This is a genomic window from Micromonospora sp. NBC_01739, from assembly GCF_035920385.1.
Lineage (GTDB): Bacteria > Actinomycetota > Actinomycetes > Mycobacteriales > Micromonosporaceae > Micromonospora.
Window position 1 is genome coordinate 4916162 of record NZ_CP109151.1, and the last position, 22742, is coordinate 4938903.

A 22742-nucleotide genomic window follows, 5' to 3' on the forward strand; every position below is an offset into this window, starting at 1 on the left:
CCCGCTCAGTCGACGGGTAGGCGCAACGGCGGGACGCCCGGCCAGAGCTGACCGGTGTCGCCACTGCCGCCACCGCTGCCACCACCGTCATCGTCCGGCGGCGGGGTGGTCGGCTCCCCGGTCGGCGGGGTCGGGGGCGCAGGCTCGTCGTCCTCCGGCTCCGGCACCGAGACGAAGATGGTCACCTTGCTGCCCTTGGTCCGCTGGCTGCCGGCGTTCGGGTTCTGGTCGGTCACCCGGCCGGCCCGGTCGGCGGGTACCTCCGGGCCGATCTCCACATCCACCTTGAAGCCGGCGTTCTCCAGTTCCCGCTTGGCGTCGGCCTCGGTGAGGTTCTCCACGTTGGGTACCCGGACCACGTTGCCGTTGGAGACGGTCAGGGTGATCACGGTGTTCTCGGCGACCTTCTCGCCTTCCTTGGGGTCGACGTCAAGCACCAGGCCGGCGGCGTCGGCGCTGTCCTTCTGCACGACCTTGACCCGGAGCTTGCGCTCCTCGATGCGGGCCGTGGCGCTTTCGACCTTGCTGCCGACCAGGCCCTCCGGAACGATCGCCTCCGGCTTGCCGCCGCAGAGCCGCACGGTGACCGTGCTGTTCGGGGCGACCCTTTCTCCGGCGGGCGGGGTCTGGGTGGTCACCCGGCCCTTGCGGCAGTCCGAGGTGAACTCGTCGTCACCCCGCACCGGCTGAAGGCCGTCCGCCTCGATCCGGGCGAACGCCTCCTGCTGGGTCATCCCAGCCAGGGTGGGGACCGGCACCTCCTCGGCCGCCTTGTCGTTGAGCAGCAGCGCGGCCACCAGGGCGATCACCGCCAGTACCCCGAGGGCGGCGAACATGGCGATCAACCAGGACGAGGCACGCCGCTGACGAGGGTCGCCCACCCGGGCCGGGATCTGGCGGGTCTGGGTGGCTCCCGCCGAGGGGTAGCCCGGGCCACCGGCCGCGGCCATCGGCACGGTCTCGTCCTCGCGCAGCACCGGGGTGGCCATCACCGGCCGACCCGCCGCCGCCCGGAGCAGGTCCGCGCGCATCTCGCCGGCGCTCTGGTAGCGGTTGAGCGGGTTCTTCGACAGCGCCTTGAGCACGATCGCGTCGACCGCCGGGTTGACGTCCGGGTTGATATCACTCGGGGTCGGCGGGGCCTCCCGGACGTGCTGGTACGCCACACTGACCGGGCTGTCACCGACGAAGGGCGGATGCCCGCAGAGCAACTCGAACAGCACACAACCGGCGGCGTACACGTCGGAGCGGGCGTCGACGGCCTCGCCACGGGCCTGCTCCGGGGAGAGATACTGCGCCGTACCGATGACCGCACTGGTCTGGGTCATCGTGGTGGCGCCGCTGGCCAGGGCACGGGCGATGCCGAAGTCCATCACCTTGACCTGGCCGGTCTGGGTGAGCATCACATTGCCGGGCTTGATGTCGCGGTGGATGATGCCGTGCCGGTGGCTGAAGTCCAGGGCGGCGCAGATGTCGGCGCAGATCTCCAGGGCCCGCCGGGGTTGCAGTCGCCCCTCGGCGCCGAGCACCTCCTTGAGGGTGCGCCCGTTGACGAACTCCATCACGATGAACGGCAGGGTCTCGCCGGTGGGTGCCTGTTCCTCACCGGTGTCGTAGACCGCGACGATCGCCGGATGGTTCAGGGAGGCGGCGTTCTGGGCCTCCCGACGAAACCGCATCTGGAAGGTGGCGTCCCGGGCGAGGTCCGTGCGGAGCATCTTGATCGCGACGTCGCGGCCGAGCCGAAGGTCACGCCCCCGGTGCACCTCGGCCATGCCGCCATACCCGAGCAGCTCGCCGACCTGATACCTGCCACCGAGCAGGCGGGCCTGCGCTGTCATCGCGTCCGTCGTCCTTCGCTCGTCATCGTCTCGTAGCCCGCTCGGGGCTGATCCAGTCGACGGTACGCCGTCCGGGCCGGATCGTCTCGTCCGTCGGGCCCCAGCGCGCCGGACGTCACCGACTGCACGGACCCCACTACCGGCATGCCGCTGTTGATGCTGTCCTTCAGCCTGTAGGAAACCACGCCCGAACAGACCACGACCAGTGTGCCCAGCAGGATCGCCAGGAACACCATGCCGGACCGTGACCGCCTGGGCGCAGGCCGTGACTGACCGCCCTGCGGAGCGTACGCCGGGGGAACCGGGGCCGCACCGCGTGGATAGCCGGTCACCGCCGGTGCGACCGTCGTCGGACGGGGCTGGGCGACCGGCTGCCGCCCGGCGACCGGCAGGTGGCCCGCCGCCGGGGGCCGGTTGATGGCCGGCGGCCGGGGTGCGGCGGGCGAGTGGGGGGCAGCCTGCGGCCTGGGCGCGGCCGGTGAGTGCGGGGCGGCCGGTGGGCGGGGCGGCTGCGGCGCCGGCACCTGGGCCCGCCCGGGAGGGGATGCCGCCGGGCGCCCCGGGGCCGGGGAGGCCGGCGCCGCCGAGATGGGGGCCGACCCACCGGAGCGCGCCTGCCGGGACAGGGCCGCCTTCAACTGCCGGGCGGCTCCGGCCAGCATGGCGGCGCTGGCCCAGCGGTCCTTCGGATCCTTGGCCATCGCCCGCTCGACGAGCGCGCAGACCTGCGGCGGGATGTCCGAGGGCAGGGACCGGGGGGTCTCCCGGACGTGCCGCATGGCGATGTCCAGGGGGTTGTCGCCCTCGAACGGCCGACGCCCGGCCAGACACTGATAGGCGACCACCCCGAGGGCGTACACGTCCGAGGCGGGGGTGGCCACCTGACCGGTGGCCTGCTCCGGCGAGATGTACGAGGCGGTGCCGAGCACGGAACCGGCCGCGGTGAGCTGACCCACCAGCTCGGAGCGGGCGATGCCGAAGTCGGTCAACACCAGGGTGCCGTTGGGGCGGACCAGCAGGTTGCCGGGCTTCACGTCCCGGTGCACGATCCCCTTGACGTGGGCGGCGTGCAGGGCGTCGGCGGCCTGCGCGACCAGCGCCATGGTCCGGGCCGGGGTTAGCCGACCGACCCGGCTGAGGGTGGCCGACAGGGGATCACCCTCGATGTACTCCATCACCAGGAAGGCGATCTGCTGGTCGCTGCCGAAGTCGTAGACGTCGACCACGCCGGGGTGGTTGATCGTCGCCATGGTCCGGGCCTCGCCCCGGAACCGCTCGGCGAAACCCGGCTCGTCCAGCAACGCCGGGAGCAGGCTCTTGACCGCGACCGTACGCCCCAGCACCTGGTCGGTGCCGCGCCAGACGTCACCCATGCCGCCGCTGGCGATCCGCTCGTCCAGGCGGTACCGGTTGCCCAGCTGTACTCCCGGACTGAGCATCAGCGCCCCCCGGGGTCGGCGATGGCGGCGCGCATGATCTGGCCGGCGATCCGGGCGGCCTCGGCGCTGCCGCCGCTGCCCGCCTCCTCCAGCACGACGCAGACCGCCGAGACCGGGTTGCCGTCGGAGTCCAGTGCGAAGCCGATGAACCAGCCGTGGTCGGGCCGGTCCGGCGCGGACTGCGCGGTACCGGTCTTGCCCCCCACGGTGTACCCGTTGATCTGGGCGTTGCGCCCGGTGCCGTTGCGCACCACGCTGACCATCATGTCCCGCAGGTCGCCGGCGACCTGACCGCTGACCGAGCGGCGCAGCTCGCGCGGGTTGGCGGTGTCGTAGACCGTGGTGCGGTCCGGCGCGAGCAGCTGACGCACCAGGTAGGGCCGCATCTGGCTGCCGCCGTTGGCGACCGCCGCAGCGATCATGGCCCCTTCCAGGGGGGTCATCCGCACGTCCCGCTGCCCGATGGAGGACTGGGCCAGCGCGGCCGGGTCGGGACCGCCGTCCGGGTTCTCCATGCTGCCGGTACGGCTGGCCGCGACGCCCTGACCGCCCTCACCGAGCCGGCCCACGGTCAGGTCCTCCTGCTCGAAGCCGAAGTCCTGGGCCTTCTTCTTGATCACGTCGGGGCCGAGCTGCACCCCCAGCTTGGCGAAGCCGGTGTTGCAGGAGTCGGTGACCGCCTTCATCAGGGTCACCTCCGCCTGGGGGCAGATCGAGGGCGCCGCGTTGGTGATCGACTGACCGGAGGTGGGCGGGGTGTAGCTAGGGCCTGCCGAGATGTTGGTGTCCTTGCCGATGCCGTTCTCCAGCGCGGCGGCGGCCACCACGATCTTGAAGGTGGAACCGGGTGGCAGCACCTCCGCGAGGGCCCGGTTGCGCAGCGGACGGGACCGGTCCTGGTCCAGCTTGTTGTACGCCGCCACGGCCTCGTTGGTGTTGTGGCTGGCCAGCGGGTTCGGGTCGAAGCTGGGCATGGAGACCATGGCCTGCACGGCCCCGGTACGCGGATCGATCGCGATCGCCGCCCCCTTGCTGGCCCCCCGGTTGTTGTTGCGCAACTGGTCGTACGCGACGTCCTGAGCACGCGGGGAGAGGGTTAGCAGCACGTTGCCACCGGCGGTGCGGTTGCCGGTGAACATGTCCTTGATCCGGTTGGCGAAGAGCTTGTCGCTGGTGCCGGCCAGGAAGTCGTTCTCGGACCGCTCGATGCCGGTGTCGGCGAGGTTGACCGGCTTGTAGCCGAGGACATGGGCGTACTTCGCCCCACCGGGGTAGGTACGCAGGAAGGTCAGCTTGCCGTCGGTCTCCTTGCTGACCGCCAGGGCGGTGCCGCCTGCCTCGATGTTGCCCCGGCGACGCTCGTACTCGGCCAACTGGACCCGGGTGTTGTAGTCGCTGGTGCGGTACTCGTCGGCCTTGTACCCCTGAACCCAGTTCAGGTTGGCGAAGAGCAGACCGAACAGGACGATGACGACGACACCGACCCGGCGCAGGGGTGCGTTCACGGCTTGATCACCTCCGTGGGGGCACCGTGCAACTGCTCCGGCGGGCCCCCGGTCGGTCGGTTCACCTTGCCGCCGCCGGTGACCGGCCGACGACCGGCGTCGGAGACCCGCAGCAGCACCGCGATGAGCAGCCAGTTCGCCATCAGCGAGGAGCCACCGGCGGACAGGAAGGGGGTGGTCTGGCCGGTCAGCGGGATGAGCTTGCTGATCCCGCCGACGATCACGAAGACCTGCAACGCCAGGGTGAAGGCCAGGCCACCGGCGAGCAGCTTGCCGAAGGAGTCCCGCACCGCCAGGCCGGCCCGCAGTCCTCGCTCCACGATCAGCAGGTAGATCACCAGCAGGGCGGTGAGCCCGAACAGGCCGATCTCCTCACCGATCCCGGCGAAGATGAAGTCGTTCTGCACCTCGGGCAGCTCCGTCGGCTGGCCGCCGCCCGGCCCGGCCCCGAACAACCCACCGGTGCCCAGGGCCAGCAGCCCCTGCACCAACTGGTAGCCCTCGTCGTACGGCTTGGCGAAGGGGTCGAGCCAGATCTGCGCCCGCACGTAGAAGTTGGCGAACGGCCCACCGATCGCCTCGCCGAGCACGTACGCCAGGTAGGCGCCGCCGAAGAACAGGACCAGACCGATGAGCAGCCAACTGACCCGTTCGGTAGCGATGTAGACCGTCGCCACGAACATGCCGAAGTAGAGCAGGGAGGTGCCCAGGTCCTTCTGGAAGATCAACACCAGCAGGCTGATCACCCAGACCACCACCACCGGACCCAGGTCACGGCCGCGCGGGAAGTCGATGCCGAGGAACCGGTGACTGGCCAGCGAGAGCACCTCGCGCTTGCGGACCAGGTAGTAGGCGAAGAAGGCCAGCAGGGCCAGCTTGGCGAACTCGCCGGGCTGGATCGAGAAGCTGCCGATGCGGATCCAGAGCTTCGCGCCGTTGACCTCGGAAATCCGGTCCGGCAGCACCGCCGGGATCATCACCAGCACGATGCCGGCCAACCCCAGGGTGTACGCGTACCGCGAGATCGAACGGTGGTCGCGTACCAGGACCAGCAGGCCGGCCGCGAGCAGCACCGACAGCAGGGTCCAGGCCAGTTGCCGACCACCGATACCAGCGAAGATGGCCAGGTCGGCCCGCTCCTCCGGGTCGGCGTAGGCCAGGTCCAGCCGGCGCAGGAAGCCGACCCCCAGGCCGTTGAGCAGCGCCACCGCCGGCAGCAGGGCCGGGTCGGCGTGCGGGGCCAGGAACCGGATCGCCACATGGATGCCGAGGAACACGGCGGTGAGCACCGCGGCCGGCACCCAGAAGTTCGGGGTGACCGTGTCGAGCACGTTCGCCTCGACCATCGCGCCGTACGCGGCGACCAGCACCATGGCCAGCAGCAGCAGCGACAGTTCGGCGTTGCGTCGGGACCGGGCCAGGCGTACGCCGGGTCGCTCGCCCGCGTTGGCGGGCGAGGATGCCGGAGTGGCCGCTGCGGTCACGATCGTCCTCGGGTCGGAAGCCGACGCCTACTCGGGCGACCGGCAGGCCGCCGGGTCGACCGTGGGCGTGAAGGCATCGGCGGGTGGGGCGTCCGGTGTGCTCACCGGCGGGGCCAGGGAACTGCTGTCGGGTGCCGGCGAACCGCTGGCGGCCCGGCTCGGCGGAGCGCTCGGCTCCGGGGAGAAGAAGTCCGCCGTGGGGTCGGTGCTCGGGGACGAGGTGGGCGGGCAGAGCGGCTTCAGGTTGACATTCGTCGGGCTGTCCATGGTCAGCTCCGCCAGCCGGCGCTCCGCGTCCGGCTCGCTCCTGGCCGGAATGCCCTGCTTGACCTGCTCCTGAGCGGCGAGGGTGAGGTCGTCCAGCCGAGCGGTGCTGGTGGAATGCACCGAGGAGAGATCCATCCCGGCGATCTCACCCTGGATGCCCCGGAACACGGCCACCTGACCGTCCTCGGTCGCCCCGACGTAGTACTGCCGCTGGGTGTATTCGTACCCGGCGAAGACCCCACCCCCGATGATCACCAGGAGGGCGGCCGTCATCGCCACGGCACGCAGCGGACGGCGGCGGGCCTCCGGCTCGTCGTCATCTCCGGCCGGCTCCTCCGGCGCGGGCGGCCGGGGAGCGGACAGTGCCGAAGCGCGGGCCGCCGGGGTGGAGACGTCCGCCGAGGTCGCCATGCCCCGGTCCCGGGCTGCCGCACCACCCACGATCGGGGCGGCCTCGACGATGTCGCGGTCGGTGGCGTCGGCGATGATCACGGTGATGTTGTCCGGACCGCCGCCACGCAGGGCCAGTTGGACGAGTCGCTCTACGCACTGCTGCGGGTCGGCGTACTCGCGCATGGTCTCGGCGATGGTCTCCGCACTGACCACCCCGGACAGGCCGTCCGAGCAGATCAGGTAGCGGTCCCCCGGCAACACCTGGCGGACGGAGTACTCCGGGTCGATGTCCCGACCGTCGAGGGCCCGGGTCAGCAGCGACCGCTGGGGGTGACTGCTGGCCTCCTCCGGGCTGATCCGACCCTCGTCGACGAGCATCTGGACGTAGGTGTCGTCCTTGGTGATCTGGTTGAAGTCACCGTCACGCAGCAGATAGGCGCGCGAGTCACCGATGTGGACCATCCCCAGCTTGCTGCCGGAGAAGAGGGTCGCGGTGAGTGTGGTGCCCATCCCCTCCAACTGCGGGTTGGCGTCCACTGTCTCGCGGAGCTGTTGGTTGGCGGTGCCCACGGCGGAGCGCAGCGCGTCGACCAGGGCATCCCCAGGGACGTCCTCGTCGAGCGGCGCCATGGCACCGATGACGATGTTGCTGGCGACGTCACCGGCGGCCATACCGCCCATGCCGTCGGCGACGGCGAGTAGCCGCGGTCCGGCGTAGACGGAATCCTGATTGCCGTCTCGGATCAGACCGCGGTCGCTGTGGGCCGCATAGCGCAGGGTCAGAGTCATGGCCGTAATTCGAGAGAGGTGCGGCCGATCCGGATCGGCACGCCGAGGGGTACGGGGGTCGGTCCGGTGACCTTAGCGCGATCGAGGTACGTCCCGTTAGTCGAACCGAGGTCTTCGACGAACCACTGCCCTTCACGGGGCAAGAGCCGGGCGTGTCGCGCCGAGGCGTAGTCGTCCGTGATGACGAGGGTGGAATCCTCGGCCCGACCGATGGTTATCTGAGCCTCGCCCAACGTGATCCTGGTGCCGGCCAGTTGACCGGCGGTCACGACCAGTTGATGCGCCGCCCGTCCCCGCTTCACCTTCGCCGGCTTCGCCGTCGCCTGGCCGGTCGACGCACCTACCGCGCGGGGCGCGGCCACCAGCCGACCGGAGCGGGCCCCGGCGAAGAGGTCCCGCCGGATGACGCCGACCACCGTGAACACGAAAATCCACAGCAGGACGAGAAATCCGAACCGGGCGACGGTGATGACGAGTTCCGGCAAGGCGGATCAGCCGTCCACGCGGAAGGTGAGGGTGGTGGTGCCGAGCTGGATCATGTCGCCGGGGTTCAGCGCCACCGCGGAGACCCGCTGACCGTTGACCATGGTGCCGTTGGTGGAGCCGAGGTCGGTCAGCACAACCTGCCCACCGTCGAAGTCCAGCCGGGCGTGTCGGCGGGAGATGCCGACGTCCGGCAGGCGCAGATTGGCCTGGTCGCCACGACCGATCACGGTCGACCCCATCTGGAGGGGGTAGGTGCGGCCGTCGCCGGAGACCAGTCGCACGTTACGACCGCCGCTGTGCGCCGGCGGCGCGCCGTAGCCGCCGCCCTGGTCGTAGGCGGGGTATCCGGGGGGACCGGCGTCGTAGCCCGGGGCGGCGACCGGGGCGACCTCGCCACCGGTGTAGACCTCGGCGGTGACCCGGAACATGCCGGTGTCCAGCCCTTCCCCGCGCTCGATCTCGACGATCACGTCGCCGTAGACCGTCCACGCCTGCTCGCCGATGAACTCCGCCTGCGACTGGGCCAGTTCCTGGGCCAGCGCGGCGGCGTACGGCGCCAGCCGACTGTGGTCGTACGGCGAGAGATCGATCACGTAGCGGTTGGGCACCAACGTGCGCCCGCCAGCCAGGATGGCCTTGTGCGCCTCGGCCTCCCGCTGCATGGCGTTGAGGATCTCCACGGGGTGCACGACCCCTTTGAAGACCTTGGCGAAAGCTCCTTCGACCAGGCCTTCCAGACGCTTCTCGAAGCGTTGCAGCACGCTCACCGGCTCCTCCTCGGGTCCCGAGGACATGATGGTATCCGTCCAGAGCGCACGCAGCTCACACGCCGCTCGGCCGGCAGGCCAGGCCTCGTTCGGACGGCTCAGGATTGTCGTGCTACTCTTTCGTCCGCCACGAACGGTAACCGCTGGAAGCAGCGAACGCCATTCGCGGCGAAGACCGGAGCCACGTAGCATTGCCGAGGCCCCGCTGGAGACAGCGGAGTCGGGGTTTACTACGCTGACCGAGGTCATGCCACGGGGAAGTGGCGGAATGGCAGACGCGCACGGTTCAGGTCCGTGTGTCCGAAAGGACGTGGGGGTTCAACTCCCCCCTTCCCCACCAGTCGACGAGGGTCTCGCGAATTCGCGGGGCCCTCGCTGCTTATCGGGCATACCGAATGTCACGCTATGCTTCGCTGGTTTCTGCCTCCAACGGACCAGGAGTGGCTCGTGAGTGTCGCATTCGTGACCGGCTCGGGCGGGTTGATCGGCTCTGAGGCGGTCCGGCACTTCGCCGGCCTGGGTCTCGACGTGGTCGGCATCGACAACGACATGCGGCAGGAGTTCTTCGGCGAGGAGGCCTCCACCGCGTGGAACGTACGCCGGCTCACCGACGAGCTGGGTGAGGCGTACTCGCACCACAGCATCGACATCCGGGACCGCAGCGCCCTGGGTGCGCTGTTCCAGCGGTACGGCCGGGACATCGCGGTGGTGATCCACACCGCCGCCCAGCCCTCGCACGACTGGGCGGTACGCGATCCGTTCACCGACTTCGACGTCAACGCCGCGGGCACCCTCAATGTGCTCCAGAACGTCCGCGAACACTGCATCGAGGCGCCGTTCATCCACTGCTCGACCAACAAGGTCTACGGCGACCGGCCGAACAGCCTGCCCCTGGTCGAGTTGGCCACCCGCTGGGAGATCGAGCCGGGGCACCCGTACGAGCGGGGCATCCGGGAGGACATGTCGATCGACGCCTGCCTGCACTCCATCTTCGGGGCCTCCAAGGTCGCGGCGGACGTGATGGTGCAGGAGTACGGCCGGTACTTCGGGATGAAGACGGCCTGCTTCCGGGGCGGCACCCTGACCGGGCCGGCCCACTCCGCCACGGAGTTGCACGGTTTCCTCGGGTACGTGATGCGGGCCAACATGGAGCGCCGCACCTACAAGATCTTCGGCTACCAGGGCAAGCAGGTCCGGGACGCCATCCACAGCTCGGACGTTGTCTCCGCCTTCGAGGCCTTCTTCCGCAACCCCCGCTCGGCAGCGGTCTACAACCTCGGTGGCGGCCGACACTCCAACATCTCCAACCGGGAGGCGTTCGCGCTGGCCGAGCAGATCACCGGCCAGGAGATGATCACCGAGTACGTCGAGGCCAACCGGATCGGCGACCACAAGTGGTGGATCGGCTCCAACGAGGCCTTCCAGGCCGACTACCCGGACTGGAAGCAGGTCTACGACGTACCCATGATCATGCGAGAGATCTACGAGGCCAACGTGGGCAAGTGGGTCCCGACCAGCAACGGCGAGGTCCGGTCGTGAGCAAGCGCAACGTGCTCGGCGTCCTGGTCGACGCCACCGACTACGCGACCGCGACCGAGCAGGTCGTGGCCGCCGCCCAGGAGCGCCGCCCGCTGGCGCTGACCGCGCTCGCCGTGCACGGGGTGATGACCGGGGTGCTGGACCCGGCGCACAACGCCCGGTTGAACTCCTTCGACCTGGTTACCCCGGACGGCCAGCCGGTGCGCTGGGCGCTGAATCTGCTGCACGGGGCGGGCCTGACCGATCGGGTCTACGGGCCCCAACTGACCCTGCATGTGCTGTCCCGCTGCGCCGACGAGGGCCTGCCGGTCTACCTGTACGGCTCGACCGAGGAGACCCTGGCCCGGCTGATTCCCGAACTGGAGCGGATGTTCCCGGCCCTCAAGATCGCCGGGGTGGAGCCCTCCAAGTTCCGTGCCGTGCAGCCGGGGGAGGACGTGGAGATCGCCGACCGGATCAAGGCCAGCGGGGCCCGGCTGGTCCTGGTCGGCCTGGGCTGCCCCCGCCAGGAGGTCTTCACGTACGCGATGCGCCCGCTGCTGGACATGCCCCTGATGGCCGTCGGCGCCGCCTTCGACTACCACGCCGGGCTGCTGCGTCAGCCCCCGCCGTGGATGCAGCGGGCCGGGCTGGAGTGGTTCTGGCGGCTCGGCCTGGAGCCGAAGCGGCTGTGGCGGCGGTATGTGATCCTCAACCCGGCCTACCTGAGCCGGTTGTTCGCGCAGAAGGTCGGCCTGTGGAAGGCCCGGCCGCCCGCGCCGGCGACCGAACGACCGACCGGTTTCGCGGTCTGACCGCACTCCCGCAAGTGTCGACGATCGGGCCCCCGACCAAGTGGTCGAGGGCCCGATGTCGTACGAGGGTCAGAGGTTCAGGGTCCAGGTGTTGAGGTAGCCGGTGTCAGCGCGGTAGACGTCGCGCACCTGAAGGCGCCAGGTGCCGTTCGCCGCCTCGCTGGACAGGTTCACCGTGTAGGTGGTGTTCACGTTGTCCGTGCTGTCGGAACCGCTGCTGTTCTTCAGCCGGTAGGACGAACCGTCCGGGGCGAGCAGGTCGATGACCAGGTCACCACGGTAGGTGTGCACGATGTTCACCGCGACGGTGGAGCTGGACGAGGCGTTGCGGTTGCAGCCGGCGATGGTGATCGAGCTGGTGACCGCCGACCCGGCGTCCGGGATCGACACGTCCGTGCCGTTGGTGCCGGAGCAGCTGCCGCTACCGCTGCCGGTCACCGTCAGGGTGTAGGTGGCGGTCTTGGTGCCGGAGGCCGCGCTACCGGTGATGGTCACCGGGTAGGTGCCGGCCGGGGTGCTGGCCGAGGTGCTGATGGTCAGGGTCGAGGACCCGCCCGAGGTGACCGTGGCCGGGCTGAACGAGGCGGTCGCCCCGGACGGCAGGCCGCTGGCCGAGAGGCTTACCGACTGGGCCGAGCCGTTGGTGGTGGCGGTGGACACCGAGGCGGTCGCCGAACCGCCCGGCGCGACCGAACCCGAGGTCGGCGAGACCGAGACCGAGAAGTCGTTGGTCGGCGGCGGGGTGCTGCCGTTGACCACGTAGAGCAGCTGGTTGGGGGTACCGGTGCCCACGTTGCTGATCACGTTCGGGGTGGAGTTGTTGACCAGGTAGTCCCGCACCTGCTGGTTGCTCCAGGACGGGTTGGCCGAGAGCACCAGGGCGGCGGCACCGGCGACATGCGGCGAGGCCATCGAGGTACCGCTGATGGTGTTCGTCGAGGTGTCGTTGGTGATCCACGGGGCCGTGATGCTCACGCCGGGCGCCAGGATGTCGACGCAGGTGCCGAAGTTGGAGAAACTGGCGGCGGCGTCGTTGTTCTGGGTGGCGCCGACCGTGATCGCCGGTGCGGTTCGGGCCGGGGAGTAGTTGCAGGCGTTCTGCCGGACCCCGAGGCTGTTGCCGTTACCGGCGGCCACCACGAAGGTGACACCGGAGTTGATCGAGTTGATCACCGCGTTGTCGAGGGTGGTGTTCGCCCCGCCACCGAGGCTCATGTTGGCCACGGCGGGCTTGACCGCGTTCGCGGTGACCCAGTCGACCCCGGCGATGACCCCGGCGTTGGTGCCGCTGCCGGAGCAGTTGAGCACCTTGACGGCCACCAGTCGGGTCGCCTTGGCGACGCCGTACGCGGTGCCGCCGACCGTACCGGCGACGTGGGTGCCGTGGCCGTTGCAGTCGGTGTTGTTGGAGTCGACCGCGTTGGTGCCCCAGGTCGCCCGGCCGCCGAAGTCCGAGTGGGAGGTCCGGATGCCGGTGTCGATGATGTACGAGGTCACGTTCGAGGCCGTATTGGGGTACGTGTAGGAGCTGTTCAGCGGCAGGTTGCGCTGGTCGATGCGGTCCAGGCCCCAGGACGGGGGGTTGGTCTGGGTGGCCGCCAGTTGCACGGTGTGGTTCTGCTCGACGTACGCCACCGCCGGATCCGCGGCGATCCGGGCCGCCGCCTTGGCGCTGATCCGCAGCTCGGCGCCCCGGATGGCGGTGCTGTAGGTGCGGGCCGTGGCTCCACCGTGGCGGCGCAGCAGGCGTTCCACCGAGGAACCGACCGCGGTACGGCTCACCTCGCTGTCCTTGAACACGACGATGTAGCTGTCCTTGACGGCGGTGGCGCCGCCGGCGCTTCGGATGGTGCCGACCGGTTCGGCGGCCATGGCCGGCGTCGCTGCCGCCACCATGGCCAACGCAGCCAACCCGACGAGAACGGACCTTTGTGGAAGAGCCATCTTCCTACTACCTCCCTCTCATCGACAGCCTTCGTCACCTGCTCGGGACAGCTAGATCGAAGGATGCCGATCAAGAAGAGGGTAGTTCGAGGTGTTCAACCAGATAAACATGTCGGATCACCCATAACACGAAGCGATGGTCCCCCTACGGGTACGGGTACGGGAGGGACCGGGGACCAACCCGGATTCGCCGACACGAAAAACGGGCAAGGCTGACCGGTATGCAGAACCACTTGGTCCTCCTGCTCCCGGTCGCAGTCGTCTGGTGGGCCGCCGGCTACCTCGCGGAGGGGCTGCCCCGGATGCGGCACGCGCGCGGGCTGCGCCGACACACCGGCTGGCTGCTCGGATTGACCCTGGTCGGGCTCGGTCTGACGGTGGCTCTGCCGATCGCCGGCCTGACCACCGCCGGTGCCACCCTGGCCGACCGGGCCGCCGGTGGCCTGGCCCTGGCCGCCCTGCCCGCGTTGACGGTGGCGATCTGCACCGTACGCCGGGTGCGTCGGCTCCGGGCCGGAGCGGGGGCACTGGCCGCCACCGCCACGACCCCGGCCCCGCACGGGCTGCGGGCCGCCGCCGCCCATCCGATGATCGGGCTGCCGTTGCAGGTGACCGGACTGGCCCTGCTGCCCGCCCTGATCGCGGCCAGCGGCGTCGGTCAGTTCTTCGGCCCCGGTGCCACCGGACCGGCGGTCACCATCGGAGTGTTGGGCGTGGTGGCCATCGGGGTCCGCCACGCGCTGCGGCACAACCGGCTGGCCGAGCGGGCCATGCCGCAGCGGGCCGTCAGCTCACCGAGCCCGGCCCGTGCCCTGCACGTATAGCAGTTCCAGGATCGCCCGGGTCGCCTCGAACCAGCGGTCGAGCCAGCCCGGCGGCGGCACACTGCCCCTGGGGGGCAACTCCAGCAGCAGGCCGCGCAGCAGCGGATGATCCGCCAGGGAGCCCTCGTCCATGGTCGACCAACCGGCCGCCGGGAAGGACGGCTCGGTGAGCGGATTGGGGTCCAGCGACGGCAGGGTGAGCGGCGAAGCCGCCGGCTCGCCCGTCGGGCTGGCCTCCCGCCCAGGGTGTTCGGGGTCCGTAGAGACCACCTCGGTCAACACGGTGTCCCGCCGAGCCCCGCGATATTTCCCACCGAACCGCTCCGGCTTGCCCGGCCCGTTGGTGAGGTTGTCCGACCCGATACTCGTCATCGTCTCGCCTGCCTCGTTCGGATACCCGCCCTGCTCGGGGGGATGTCGACCAGCGCGTACCGAGAGGTACAACGAGACGGACACGAAGTGGCGACGGCAGCCGTGCCGACCGTCGGCACGAACTGGTCCCCGACCGGACGAGCCGATCGGGGACCAGTCACTACTACGGGATCAGTCCCGTCCGAAGACGCCGTCCCGTGTGCCGGCGACGAAGGCGCGCCAGTCACCCGGGGCGAAGACCAGGGCCGGTCCGGCCTTGTCCTTCGAATCCCGGACGCCGACCGCCCCGGTCACATACGCCACCTCAACGCAGTTGTCACAGTTCGGCCCGCTCTTCGAGCTCTTGAACCAGTGCGCCTGCGTCAGGTTCACGGGGAATCCTTGCGTCGCCATTTCCACAGCGGCTCCTCTGCCAGTTTTGCGATGTACCCGACGGACTCCTCCGGACGCATGGCCGCTGCTCGAATGTGATCGAAGATGAAGTTGTACTTCTGTAGTTCGTCGCTCTTCTCCAGGAAGAGCCCACCCGTGGCGTTCTCCGCGTACACGACATCCGGATCACCGGGTTCAGGGAAGCCCAGAATCGTGAAGGTGCCGTCCATGCCGGCGTGAGCTCCCACCTCGAAGGGCAGGACCTGCAACGTCACGTTCGGCAGCTTGGCCACCTCCACCAACTGCTGGAGCTGAGCGCGCATCACCGCGTCCCCGCCCACCGGACGGCTCATCACCGCCTCATCGAGCACCACCCACAGATCGACCGGATCGTCCTGCGTCAACAACGACTGACGACCGAGTCGGACACGCACTCGTTGCCGCACCTGTTCCTCGGTGAAGTCAGGGCGGGCCGCACGGATCATCGCGCTGGCGTAGTCCTCGGTCTCCAGTAGGCCCGGAACGACCTGCTGCTCGTACGCACGGATCGAGCTGGCCGCGGCCTCCAGGCCCACGTACGCCCCGACCAGAACCGTGCTGTACGGATGCCACCATCCCTTCTGCCGCGCCTCCCGCGCGATCTGCACCAACTCGTCGCTCTCGGCGCCGACCACCCCGTAGATGCGGAGCATGTCCCGAACGTCCCGGGGGGTCGCGGTCGTGTGGCCGGTCTCGATCCGGGAGATCTTCGACGCCGAGCACTCCAGTTGCTCGGCGACCGCCTCGATCGTGATTCCGGCCGTCTCCCGCTGGCGACGAAGTTCCGCGCCGAGTCGGCGTCGCCGGATGGTCGGACTACGCCGCTCACTCACGGTGTCACCTTCCGCCTCGACGCGCCGCTGCGTGCCGCCGCCTGGGGCGCGATCCATGGGGCGGCGGACGTTCGCGGCAAAGGGGGATGAAGCCGGTCCTCGACCGGCCGCGACGGGCGAAACCGGTCCCAGTGTGCCGTTTGGGTGGTGGAACGTTCAAGCGTCGTTTCGCGCGAGCCGCTCATGTATCGGCAAAAGTCGACATGCAACTTGCATGAAGCACGACGCTGATGCACTCTGTCCGTATGACCCAGGCTACGCACCGTTTCGATCCAGTCTCCCCCTGTGATCACCGCGGTGCAATCGGAGGCGGTAGCGTCAGCCGCTTTCCGTGACAGCCGAGACATGACGGGCCGGTGGCCACCAGCACCGCTCGACCCGTCATCGTCCCGCACCGGTGTAGAGACACGACCTCCTCGCCGGAAGTCCGCACTGCCCCCCACACAGCCTTGCCGGCCTTCCCCGCCGGCCGACCTTCAGGAGCCCATGTGCTTCCCCGCTCCGGTGACGTACTGCACGTGAACAGCGCGGCCAGTGTCCAGTTCGCCAAGCCCATTCACTTCCGGGTGATCCGGGTGCTGGACCGGCCCACCTACGACGGCTGGCTCTGGCTGGAAGGCTACGAGTTGAACGCGGTGGGAGACGCGGTCAACCGCCGGTCCATCTTCGTCAAACGGGATGGGCTGCGACTGCTTCAGGCCGCGCCGCAGCCGCAGCCGCACACCGTCCGCTCGCTCCGCCGGCCCGTGAGCCGGACCCCGATCCGTACGGCCTGAGCAGCCGAGCCACGACGGGCTGAGCCTTCGGAACAGCCGCCGAGGGGCACACCGGCACCATAGAATCGGTGTGCCCACCCCGGCACCTCTCCACCGCGCCTCCAGGACCCTGAACCTGGGATGGCCATGGTCAATCTGTCCGCGCGGCGGCCCCATCGGTCCCGTATCGCCTACGCCTTCGGAATCCTGGCACTGCTGGGTGCCGCCGCCACCCTGGCGGTGCTGATCCGGGATCCCGCCCTGTCGTCGACCCGGCTGGCCGAACCGGTGCCCGCCCCCGAGATCACGGTGGTGGAAGCCACCCCGACGGAGGACTTCCCACCCACCTGGGAGGAGTTCACCGACGAGGACTTCGCCGTGCCGCCCGAGGGCTCGGCCAACCTGCCCGGCGGCCCCGAATCCTCCGCCCCCCACCGGGCGGGCAGGACCGGTCACACCGTCGGCGAGCACAGCGCGGACGAACTCAGTCGGTCGCTGTTCTGGTCGGGGGTGTTCGGGCTGGCCATCTCCCTGGCCGGGCTGGGGCTGGTGGGTACCAGACGCCGCCAGTGGTGAGCCCTCCGACGGTCACCTGGTGGGGCTGGCCGTGGCCGTCGGATCAGTGGTCGTCGGTGCAGTGGTCGGCTCGGTGCTCGGCGGCTCCGGGGCCGGTGTCGACGGGCTCGGATCGGCCCTGGCGACCACCAACCTGACCACGTCGCCCGACTCGACGGGATCCCCCGCCCCCGGGTCGGTGGCGATCACCGTCCCCGCCGGTTGGTTCGACGGGCGGTACTCCACCTGGGGTTCGAGATCCAGCCGGTCCAGCAGGGCCCGGGCGGCCTCCTCGGTGAGGCCGACAAGTGGGGGCAGCGGCAGGGTGGTCGGCGCCGCACTGGTCGTCGGCGTGGCCGAGGGCGAGCGGGTGGGTGACGGCGAGTCGCTCGTGGGTGCCGCCGAGGTGGTCGGCTGCGGCGAGGGCGGGCCGGAGTCTCCCTCGTCGACCGCCTGACGGGCCAGCCACAGCCCTGTCCCGAGCAGCGCCAGGAGCAGCAGCAGGGCGATGCCCCAGACGATCGGCAGCCACCAGCGCCGCCCGGCCGGGTCGTCGCCGTACCACTCGCCGGCGGCCAGGTCGCGCTCCTGACCGGAACCCGCCGGCGGCACCTCGGCCCGTCCCGACCATGGCTCCGCCCGTCGCACCGGAGGCACCGGTACGGTCGGGTCCGCCGCCGGGGGTCCAGAGGTGCCGCCCAGGATGGCGGTCTGGTCGGAATCTGCGGCGGAGTCGGAATCTGCGGCAGCCGGAGGCAAGGGGCGGGTGTGGTCGGGATCTGCGGCGGACGAAGGCAACGGACGTGTCCGGTCGTCCGGCTGTTCCTCGCCCCGCTCGCTCATCTCGACATCCCCACCCTGGTCAACCTAGCGCCTCCTCGGGCCATCGGCCGGCATCAGCGTGTCGGGCGTCCGGTCACTGCGAATCCGGGCTGTCCCCCGGGGTCCCGCAGACGAGGCGCACCTCGTCGTCCCACCGGCCGAGGGTGCCACCGGCAGGTTCCTGGGCGGTGACCGCGCCGTCCAGCCCGGCCGGATGGCGGGGGACGAATCCGTAGCGCAGGAGGTCGGCCGCCGCCGCCCGGCAGTCCGTCCCCAGCACGTTCGGCACCTCGGTCGGCGGTGGCGACCCGATCACATTGATCACGACTACGACACCGCGTTTCACCAGGCTGCCGGCCTCCGGGTCGGTACTCGACACCCGGGAATCGCCCCCACCGCCCAATCATCGGCGTCTGTGATCACCGACGCCAGACACCCTCGGTCACCATCACCCTCCGGTACGGCGCACGACTCGCCGCACCGAGCACAGGAGGTTACGCTGCCCGGCATGGCCAGACAGGGCTGGGGAGGATCGATAGCCACCGCAGCCGGCGTAGCCGCCGGCGCCGGTGCCGCCCAACTGGGTTTCGCGTACGGCCTGGGCATTCTGAACTGGGCACCGGCTGATCCGACGGCCGGCACGGCGGCCTGGGTGGCCAGTCTGATCTGGGCCACCTGGATCGCCGCCAACTCGACCATCTTCGGTGCGGTCTGCGCCCAACGGCTCCGCGACCGGCACCCCAGCCCGGCCGACCCGACCTCGACAGGCGACCCGGATCGACCCTCGCAGACCGGCCGACGCCCCGGTGACGGCGGGTGGTCAATCGCGTTGGCCGGGGCCGCCGCTCTGGGCGCACTGATCACCGTGCTGCTGGTCGCGGTACCCGCCCGGGTCGCGGTGGTACCGGACACCCCCGCGCCCCGGGACATGGCCGCCGGGTACGCCGCAGTCGGCGTACTGGTGGGTGCCTTGGTGGCCCTCTGGTCGCTGCGCTGTCGGGCGGCAGCCACCAATGTGATCGCCACCGCCGGCTGGTTGTGGCTGCTCGCGGTCGTCGCCGTGGTCGACTCGGTGCTGGCCGGTCGGGGTCTGACCACCGCACAGTTGGGCATCTGGCAGCTCAGCTCCGACAGCGACCAGTTCTGGATCCGGGACTACTTCTACTGGCCCGGAGCCCTCCTCTCGCTCGGTTCGGCACTGGCGATCGGTGCCCTGGCCGCCTGGCGAGGGGTACGCGACTCCGATCGGCGGGTCGGCCCCACCGCCTCCGGTGCGGCCGGCCCTCTGCTGGTGGCGATCGCCTACTTCCTCGCCGTACCGAGGTTGACGGCGATCAGCCCCGAGCAGGTGTCCGCCCACCTCATCGCCCCGTACGCGGCGATAGTCGGAGTCGGCGGATCCGTCCTGGTCGCCGCGCTCGCCCAGCGGGCCGCCCGACGCCGGTCGGACCAGCCGGTCGCCGATCAGCCCTCCACCCCGCCGCTGCCTCGGCAGCGCTCCGGGGACGACGACATCGCCTCCGGGGTCACCGGCGAGCCGACCGAGAACAACAGCCCCGGCGAGCCGACCGGCGACCGCCCCAATGCAGCCGGGGACGGTGCCGGGGTGGCCGGCGCCAAGCCCACCAGGTCGGATAAGCAGGCCGGGGCGGAGCCTGCGGAGATCACCTCCGGCGGGGTCCGGGAGGGGTCGGATGTGGCTCCCGGGGCCGAGGGGTCACCGGAGGGGCCGCAGACCCGGAGGGGACCTGCCCGGCCCTCGCGGCGAGCCCGCTGAGGTCAGTCGATCGGCCAGGTGTGCACCGGTTCGTTGCTGCCCTGCAACTCGGCGTACCGCTGAAGCATGTGGTGCAGGGCGGCCCGCCGGTCCATGCCCCGTTGCCGCTGGGCGGCCCACACGGTCGAGGTCTGCCAGTCCGCACCGTTACGGCCGGTACGACAGCGCTGCTCGATGATGCCGAGCAGCCGGTCGCGTTCGGCCGGGGCCACCCCGAAGCCGTCCAGCCCGTCGAAGGCGATGGGCAACAACACGTCGAGGACCAGCTTGGTCACCGGCACCTCACCGAGGCGGGGCCAGTGCACTACGGCGTCCATGCCCCGTCGGGCGGCGGCGTGGAAGTTCTCCTCGGCGGAGCTGAAGGTCAGCTGGCTCCAGATCGGACGGTCTGCCTCGGCCAGGCCCCGGACCAGCCCGAAGTAGAAGGCGGCGTTGGCCAGCATGTCGACCACGGTGGGCCCGGCCGGCAGCACCCGGTTCTCGACCCGCAGATGTGGGCGCCCGTTCATGATGTCGTACACCGGGCGGTTCCAGCGGTAGACCGTGCCGTTGTGCAGCCTCAGCTCGGCGAGTTCGGGCACCCCGCCGGCGTGCAGGACCTCGACCGGGTCCTCGCTCTCGCAGATGGGCAGCAGCGGCGGGAAGTAGCGGACGTTCTCCTCGAAGAGGTCGAAGATCGAGGTGATCCAGCGTTCCCCGAACCACACCCGGGGTCGCACCCCTTGCGCCTTCAACTCATCCGGGCGGGTGTCGGTGGCCTGTTCGAACAGGGCGATCCGGGTCTCCGCCCATAGTTGCCGGCCGTACAGGAAGGGGGAGTTGGCCCCCACCGCCACCTGCGCTCCGGCGATCGCCTGGGAGGCGTTCCAGTAGTCGGCGAAGCTGTCCGGCGCCACCTGGAGGTGGAACTGGAGGCTGGTGCAGGCCGCTTCGGGGGCGATGGAGTCGGTGTGGGTACGCAGCCGCTCCACCCCGCGGATGTCCAGTTCGATGTCCTCGCCCCGGGCACCGACGATCTGGTCGTTGAGCACCCGGTAACGCTCGTTCGTGGACAGATTGTCGGCGACCAGATGACACTCGGTCAGGGTGGGCAGGATGCCGACCAGGACGATCCGGGTGTCCGAGCGGGCCGCCCGCTCACCCGCCCGGTTGAGGCTGCCCAGCAGGCCCCGCTCGTAGTCGGCGAAGCCGTCACCGGAGATCAGTCTCGGACTCGCGTTCAGCTCCAGGTTGAACTGTCCCAGCTCGGTCTGGAACAGCGGATCGGCGATGGCGGCGAGGATCTCCTCGTTGCGCATGGCGGGTTCAGCCGCCTGATCGACCAGGTTCAGCTCGATCTCCAGCCCGGTCATCGGCCGGTCGGCGTCGAAGCCGAAGTCGTCGAGCATCAGGGCGAAGACATCCAGGCAGCGGCGGACCTTCTGCCGGTAGAGGACCCGATCCTCACGGGAGAATGTGGCTCGGTCGACATCCCTGCCCATGTGTTCCTCCCGGGGCGCGACGCGACGGAACCGGTGCCGTTCCGCAGCGCAGTGTGAACCATACTCGCTGACGCGCCGAACCTGGCTGCCCCGAACATCGGTTCCCTGCCGCAGTCCACCGCCCAGCAACGCCGCTCTGACCAGCGACGGGCCCGATCGGACGCGCTAGAAGACTTCCTACCCAGCCGGGCTGTCGTGGCCAACGGTCCAACTGACGAACAATCTGTGACATTAAGCATCGGCCCCCGTGGTTGCCACAGCGTCCCGCATGGTTGTCCGGGCATCCGGCGTGGTTTTCCCGACATTTCGCCGACACGTGCCACCGGTGGCAGCGCGACGTGGTGGACAACGCCGAAAGGCCCGCGCGAGCTTCAGCGCGGGCCTGTCGGCGGGTGTCAGGATCAGGCCTGGCGGACGCCCTCGCCCTCGATCTCAATCTTGATCTTCTTGCCGACCAGGACGCCACCGGACTCCAGGGCGACGTTCCAGGTCAGGCCGAACTCCTCACGGTCGATCTCGGCGCTCGCCGAGAAGCCGAAGATGTCCTGGCCGAAGGGGCTGCGACCGACACCCTCGAACTCGACCTTGAGGTCGACCGGGCGGGTCACGTCCTTGATGGTGAGCTCACCGGCGAGGACGAACTCGTTGCCGCTGTGGGACTTCACCCCGGTGCTGCGGTACTCCAGGGTGGCGAACTTCTCGACGTCGAGGAACTCCGGGCTGCGCAGGTGTGCGTCCCGGTCGGCCTGGGCGGTGGTAATGCTGGCCGCCTGGATGGTCGCGCTGACGGTCGACTCCAACGGCTCCTCGGCGATCGTGATGGTCGCGGTGGCCTCGGTGAACTCACCCCGCACCTTGGAGACCATCATGTGCCGGGCCAGGAAGCCGACCCGCTTGTGCGCGGCGTCCAGGAGGTAGGTGCCGGCCGCCGGGATGGTCAGGCCGTTCCATTCGCGGGTAACCGACTCGGTGCTGGTCATGGGAACTTCCTCCAGGGATAATGTTCGGCAAGTCAACGACTGACTCAGCAACTATACTCTCAACAATATTCCGTGTGTCAAGTACTGATAGGATGGCCTGGTGAACCCGAACGTGTTCAACGACTCACGCATCACCGCTGTCGGCCTCCTCTTCGAGGTGTACGCCGGGCTGTCGGCACGATTCGCCGCGCAGCTGGAAGAACACGGGCTTTCCTCGGTCGAGTTCGAGGTGCTCACCCGACTGACCCGCTCGCCCGACAACCAACTGAGAATGACCGACCTCGCCGCCCAGACCTCGCTGTCCACCAGCGGGGTGACCCGGGTGGTCGACCGGATGGAGCGCGACGGCCTGATCGTCCGGCAGGCCTGCCCCTCCGACCGACGTAGCTCCTTCGCCGTGGTGACCCCCGCCGGCCTGCGTCGACTCGATGAATGCCTGCCCGGCCACCTCCAACTCATCGAGGACTGGTTCACCGGCCAACTGGATCCCGCAGCCCTGAGCGCACTGCTCGACGGCCTGCGCCGGGTGCGGGATGCGGTGCATCCCTGCGCGACCGCCGGCAGCGACGAGTCCGTCCGTACGGAGGACACCAGCCCCACCGAAGGTTGATCATCGCGTGACCGTGGCTACTGATCAACCCCCGCTGTGAACTACCGGTGTTCGGCCGACCAGCCGAGGGTGAC

At 69.9% G+C, this 22742-nt stretch carries 22 protein-coding genes and 1 tRNA gene; 8 read left to right on the forward strand and 15 right to left on the reverse strand.

Annotated features, from left to right (window positions below):
- Positions 1-5: 5 nt before the first annotated feature.
- From pknB to OIE53_RS22330, 7 genes are read right to left on the reverse strand one after another with little or no spacing between them, the layout of a single operon-like run.
- Positions 6-1841, reverse strand: a complete 1836-nt coding sequence (pknB, locus tag OIE53_RS22300; RefSeq protein ID WP_327023458.1) for a Stk1 family PASTA domain-containing Ser/Thr kinase — start codon at positions 1839-1841, stop codon at positions 6-8.
- Positions 1838-3280, reverse strand: coding sequence for a serine/threonine-protein kinase (locus OIE53_RS22305; protein ID WP_327023459.1), 1443 nt, complete (start codon positions 3278-3280; stop codon positions 1838-1840). The genes pknB and OIE53_RS22305 overlap by 4 nt, the downstream gene beginning before the upstream one ends.
- Complete coding sequence (locus OIE53_RS22310) at positions 3280-4785, reverse strand: peptidoglycan D,D-transpeptidase FtsI family protein (protein ID WP_327023460.1); 1506 nt, start codon at positions 4783-4785, stop codon at positions 3280-3282. The genes OIE53_RS22305 and OIE53_RS22310 overlap by 1 nt, the downstream gene beginning before the upstream one ends.
- Positions 4782-6269 (reverse strand): FtsW/RodA/SpoVE family cell cycle protein, encoded by a 1488-nt coding sequence (locus OIE53_RS22315; RefSeq protein WP_393338836.1) that lies wholly within the window; start codon positions 6267-6269, stop codon positions 4782-4784. Before OIE53_RS22315 ends, OIE53_RS22310 begins: the two co-directional genes overlap by 4 nt.
- Positions 6270-6296: 27 nt before the next feature.
- Positions 6297-7718 (reverse strand): PP2C family protein-serine/threonine phosphatase, encoded by a 1422-nt coding sequence (locus OIE53_RS22320; RefSeq protein WP_327023461.1) that lies wholly within the window; start codon positions 7716-7718, stop codon positions 6297-6299.
- Positions 7715-8203, reverse strand: a complete 489-nt coding sequence (locus tag OIE53_RS22325) for an FHA domain-containing protein FhaB/FipA (protein ID WP_327023462.1) — start codon at positions 8201-8203, stop codon at positions 7715-7717. Before OIE53_RS22325 ends, OIE53_RS22320 begins: the two co-directional genes overlap by 4 nt.
- Before the next feature lie 6 nt (positions 8204-8209).
- The gene (locus tag OIE53_RS22330) at positions 8210-8998 is read right to left on the reverse strand and encodes a DUF3662 and FHA domain-containing protein (protein ID WP_327023463.1); all 789 of its coding nucleotides are present in this window, start codon (positions 8996-8998) and stop codon (positions 8210-8212) included.
- A 227-nt stretch (positions 8999-9225) separates the two neighbouring features.
- On the opposite strand from OIE53_RS22330, the gene OIE53_RS22335 reads away from it, so the two are divergent.
- From OIE53_RS22335 to OIE53_RS22345, 3 genes are all read left to right on the forward strand, one after another.
- Positions 9226-9311 (forward strand) — tRNA-Leu (locus OIE53_RS22335).
- 65 nt (positions 9312-9376) lie between these two features.
- Complete coding sequence (locus tag OIE53_RS22340) at positions 9377-10510, forward strand: NAD-dependent epimerase/dehydratase family protein (RefSeq protein WP_327023464.1); 1134 nt, start codon at positions 9377-9379, stop codon at positions 10508-10510.
- Positions 10507-11304 carry a WecB/TagA/CpsF family glycosyltransferase gene (locus OIE53_RS22345; protein WP_327023465.1) on the forward strand — a complete coding sequence of 266 codons (798 nt, stop codon included), beginning with the start codon at positions 10507-10509 and terminating at the stop codon, positions 11302-11304. The genes OIE53_RS22340 and OIE53_RS22345 overlap by 4 nt, the downstream gene beginning before the upstream one ends.
- Before the next feature lie 69 nt (positions 11305-11373).
- On the opposite strand, the gene OIE53_RS22350 is transcribed toward OIE53_RS22345, so the two are convergent.
- Entirely contained in the window at positions 11374-13248 is a 1875-nt protein-coding gene (locus OIE53_RS22350; RefSeq protein ID WP_327023466.1) for a S8 family peptidase, read from the reverse strand.
- A 221-nt stretch (positions 13249-13469) separates the two neighbouring features.
- Between OIE53_RS22350 and OIE53_RS22355 the strand changes: the two genes are divergently transcribed.
- Positions 13470-14072, forward strand: coding sequence for a hypothetical protein (locus tag OIE53_RS22355; protein ID WP_327023467.1), 603 nt, complete (start codon positions 13470-13472; stop codon positions 14070-14072).
- Here the strand turns inward: OIE53_RS22355 and OIE53_RS22360 are convergent.
- The 3 genes from OIE53_RS22360 to OIE53_RS22370 all read right to left on the reverse strand — a co-directional run bounded on the left by OIE53_RS22360 (position 14040) and on the right by OIE53_RS22370 (position 15688).
- Positions 14040-14444 carry a hypothetical protein gene (locus OIE53_RS22360; protein ID WP_327023468.1) on the reverse strand — a complete coding sequence of 135 codons (405 nt, stop codon included), beginning with the start codon at positions 14442-14444 and terminating at the stop codon, positions 14040-14042. The genes OIE53_RS22355 and OIE53_RS22360 overlap by 33 nt on opposite strands.
- Before the next feature lie 171 nt (positions 14445-14615).
- The gene (locus tag OIE53_RS22365) at positions 14616-14837 is read right to left on the reverse strand and encodes a DUF397 domain-containing protein (protein WP_327027334.1); all 222 of its coding nucleotides are present in this window, start codon (positions 14835-14837) and stop codon (positions 14616-14618) included.
- Positions 14813-15688, reverse strand: a complete 876-nt coding sequence (locus OIE53_RS22370; protein WP_327023469.1) for a helix-turn-helix domain-containing protein — start codon at positions 15686-15688, stop codon at positions 14813-14815. The genes OIE53_RS22365 and OIE53_RS22370 overlap by 25 nt, the downstream gene beginning before the upstream one ends.
- Positions 15689-16176: 488 nt before the next feature.
- Between OIE53_RS22370 and OIE53_RS22375 the strand changes: the two genes are divergently transcribed.
- Entirely contained in the window at positions 16177-16464 is a 288-nt protein-coding gene (locus OIE53_RS22375; protein ID WP_327023470.1) for a hypothetical protein, read from the forward strand.
- A gap of 126 nt (positions 16465-16590) precedes the next feature.
- Positions 16591-17019, forward strand: coding sequence for a hypothetical protein (locus OIE53_RS22380; RefSeq protein ID WP_327023471.1), 429 nt, complete (start codon positions 16591-16593; stop codon positions 17017-17019).
- 12 nt (positions 17020-17031) lie between these two features.
- On the opposite strand, the gene OIE53_RS22385 is transcribed toward OIE53_RS22380, so the two are convergent.
- A complete protein-coding gene (locus OIE53_RS22385; protein ID WP_327023472.1) occupies positions 17032-17646 on the reverse strand; it encodes a PASTA domain-containing protein in 615 nt (204 codons plus the stop codon).
- 268 nt (positions 17647-17914) lie between these two features.
- Complete coding sequence (locus OIE53_RS22390) at positions 17915-18199, reverse strand: PASTA domain-containing protein (RefSeq protein WP_327023473.1); 285 nt, start codon at positions 18197-18199, stop codon at positions 17915-17917.
- Between the two features lie 129 nt (positions 18200-18328).
- Here OIE53_RS22390 and OIE53_RS22395 point away from each other — a divergent pair, with 129 nt between their 5' ends.
- Positions 18329-19597, forward strand: a complete 1269-nt coding sequence (locus OIE53_RS22395; RefSeq protein WP_327023474.1) for a hypothetical protein — start codon at positions 18329-18331, stop codon at positions 19595-19597.
- Positions 19598-19599: 2 nt separating this feature from the next.
- Here OIE53_RS22395 and OIE53_RS22400 read toward each other — a convergent pair whose 3' ends face one another.
- A complete protein-coding gene (locus OIE53_RS22400; RefSeq protein WP_327023475.1) occupies positions 19600-21078 on the reverse strand; it encodes a glutamate--cysteine ligase in 1479 nt (492 codons plus the stop codon).
- Positions 21079-21479: 401 nt separating this feature from the next.
- Entirely contained in the window at positions 21480-22058 is a 579-nt protein-coding gene (locus tag OIE53_RS22405) for a YceI family protein (protein ID WP_327023476.1), read from the reverse strand.
- Between the two features lie 100 nt (positions 22059-22158).
- On the opposite strand from OIE53_RS22405, the gene OIE53_RS22410 reads away from it, so the two are divergent.
- Positions 22159-22668 (forward strand): MarR family winged helix-turn-helix transcriptional regulator, encoded by a 510-nt coding sequence (locus OIE53_RS22410; protein WP_327023477.1) that lies wholly within the window; start codon positions 22159-22161, stop codon positions 22666-22668.
- The last annotated feature ends 74 nt before the right edge of the window (positions 22669-22742 follow it).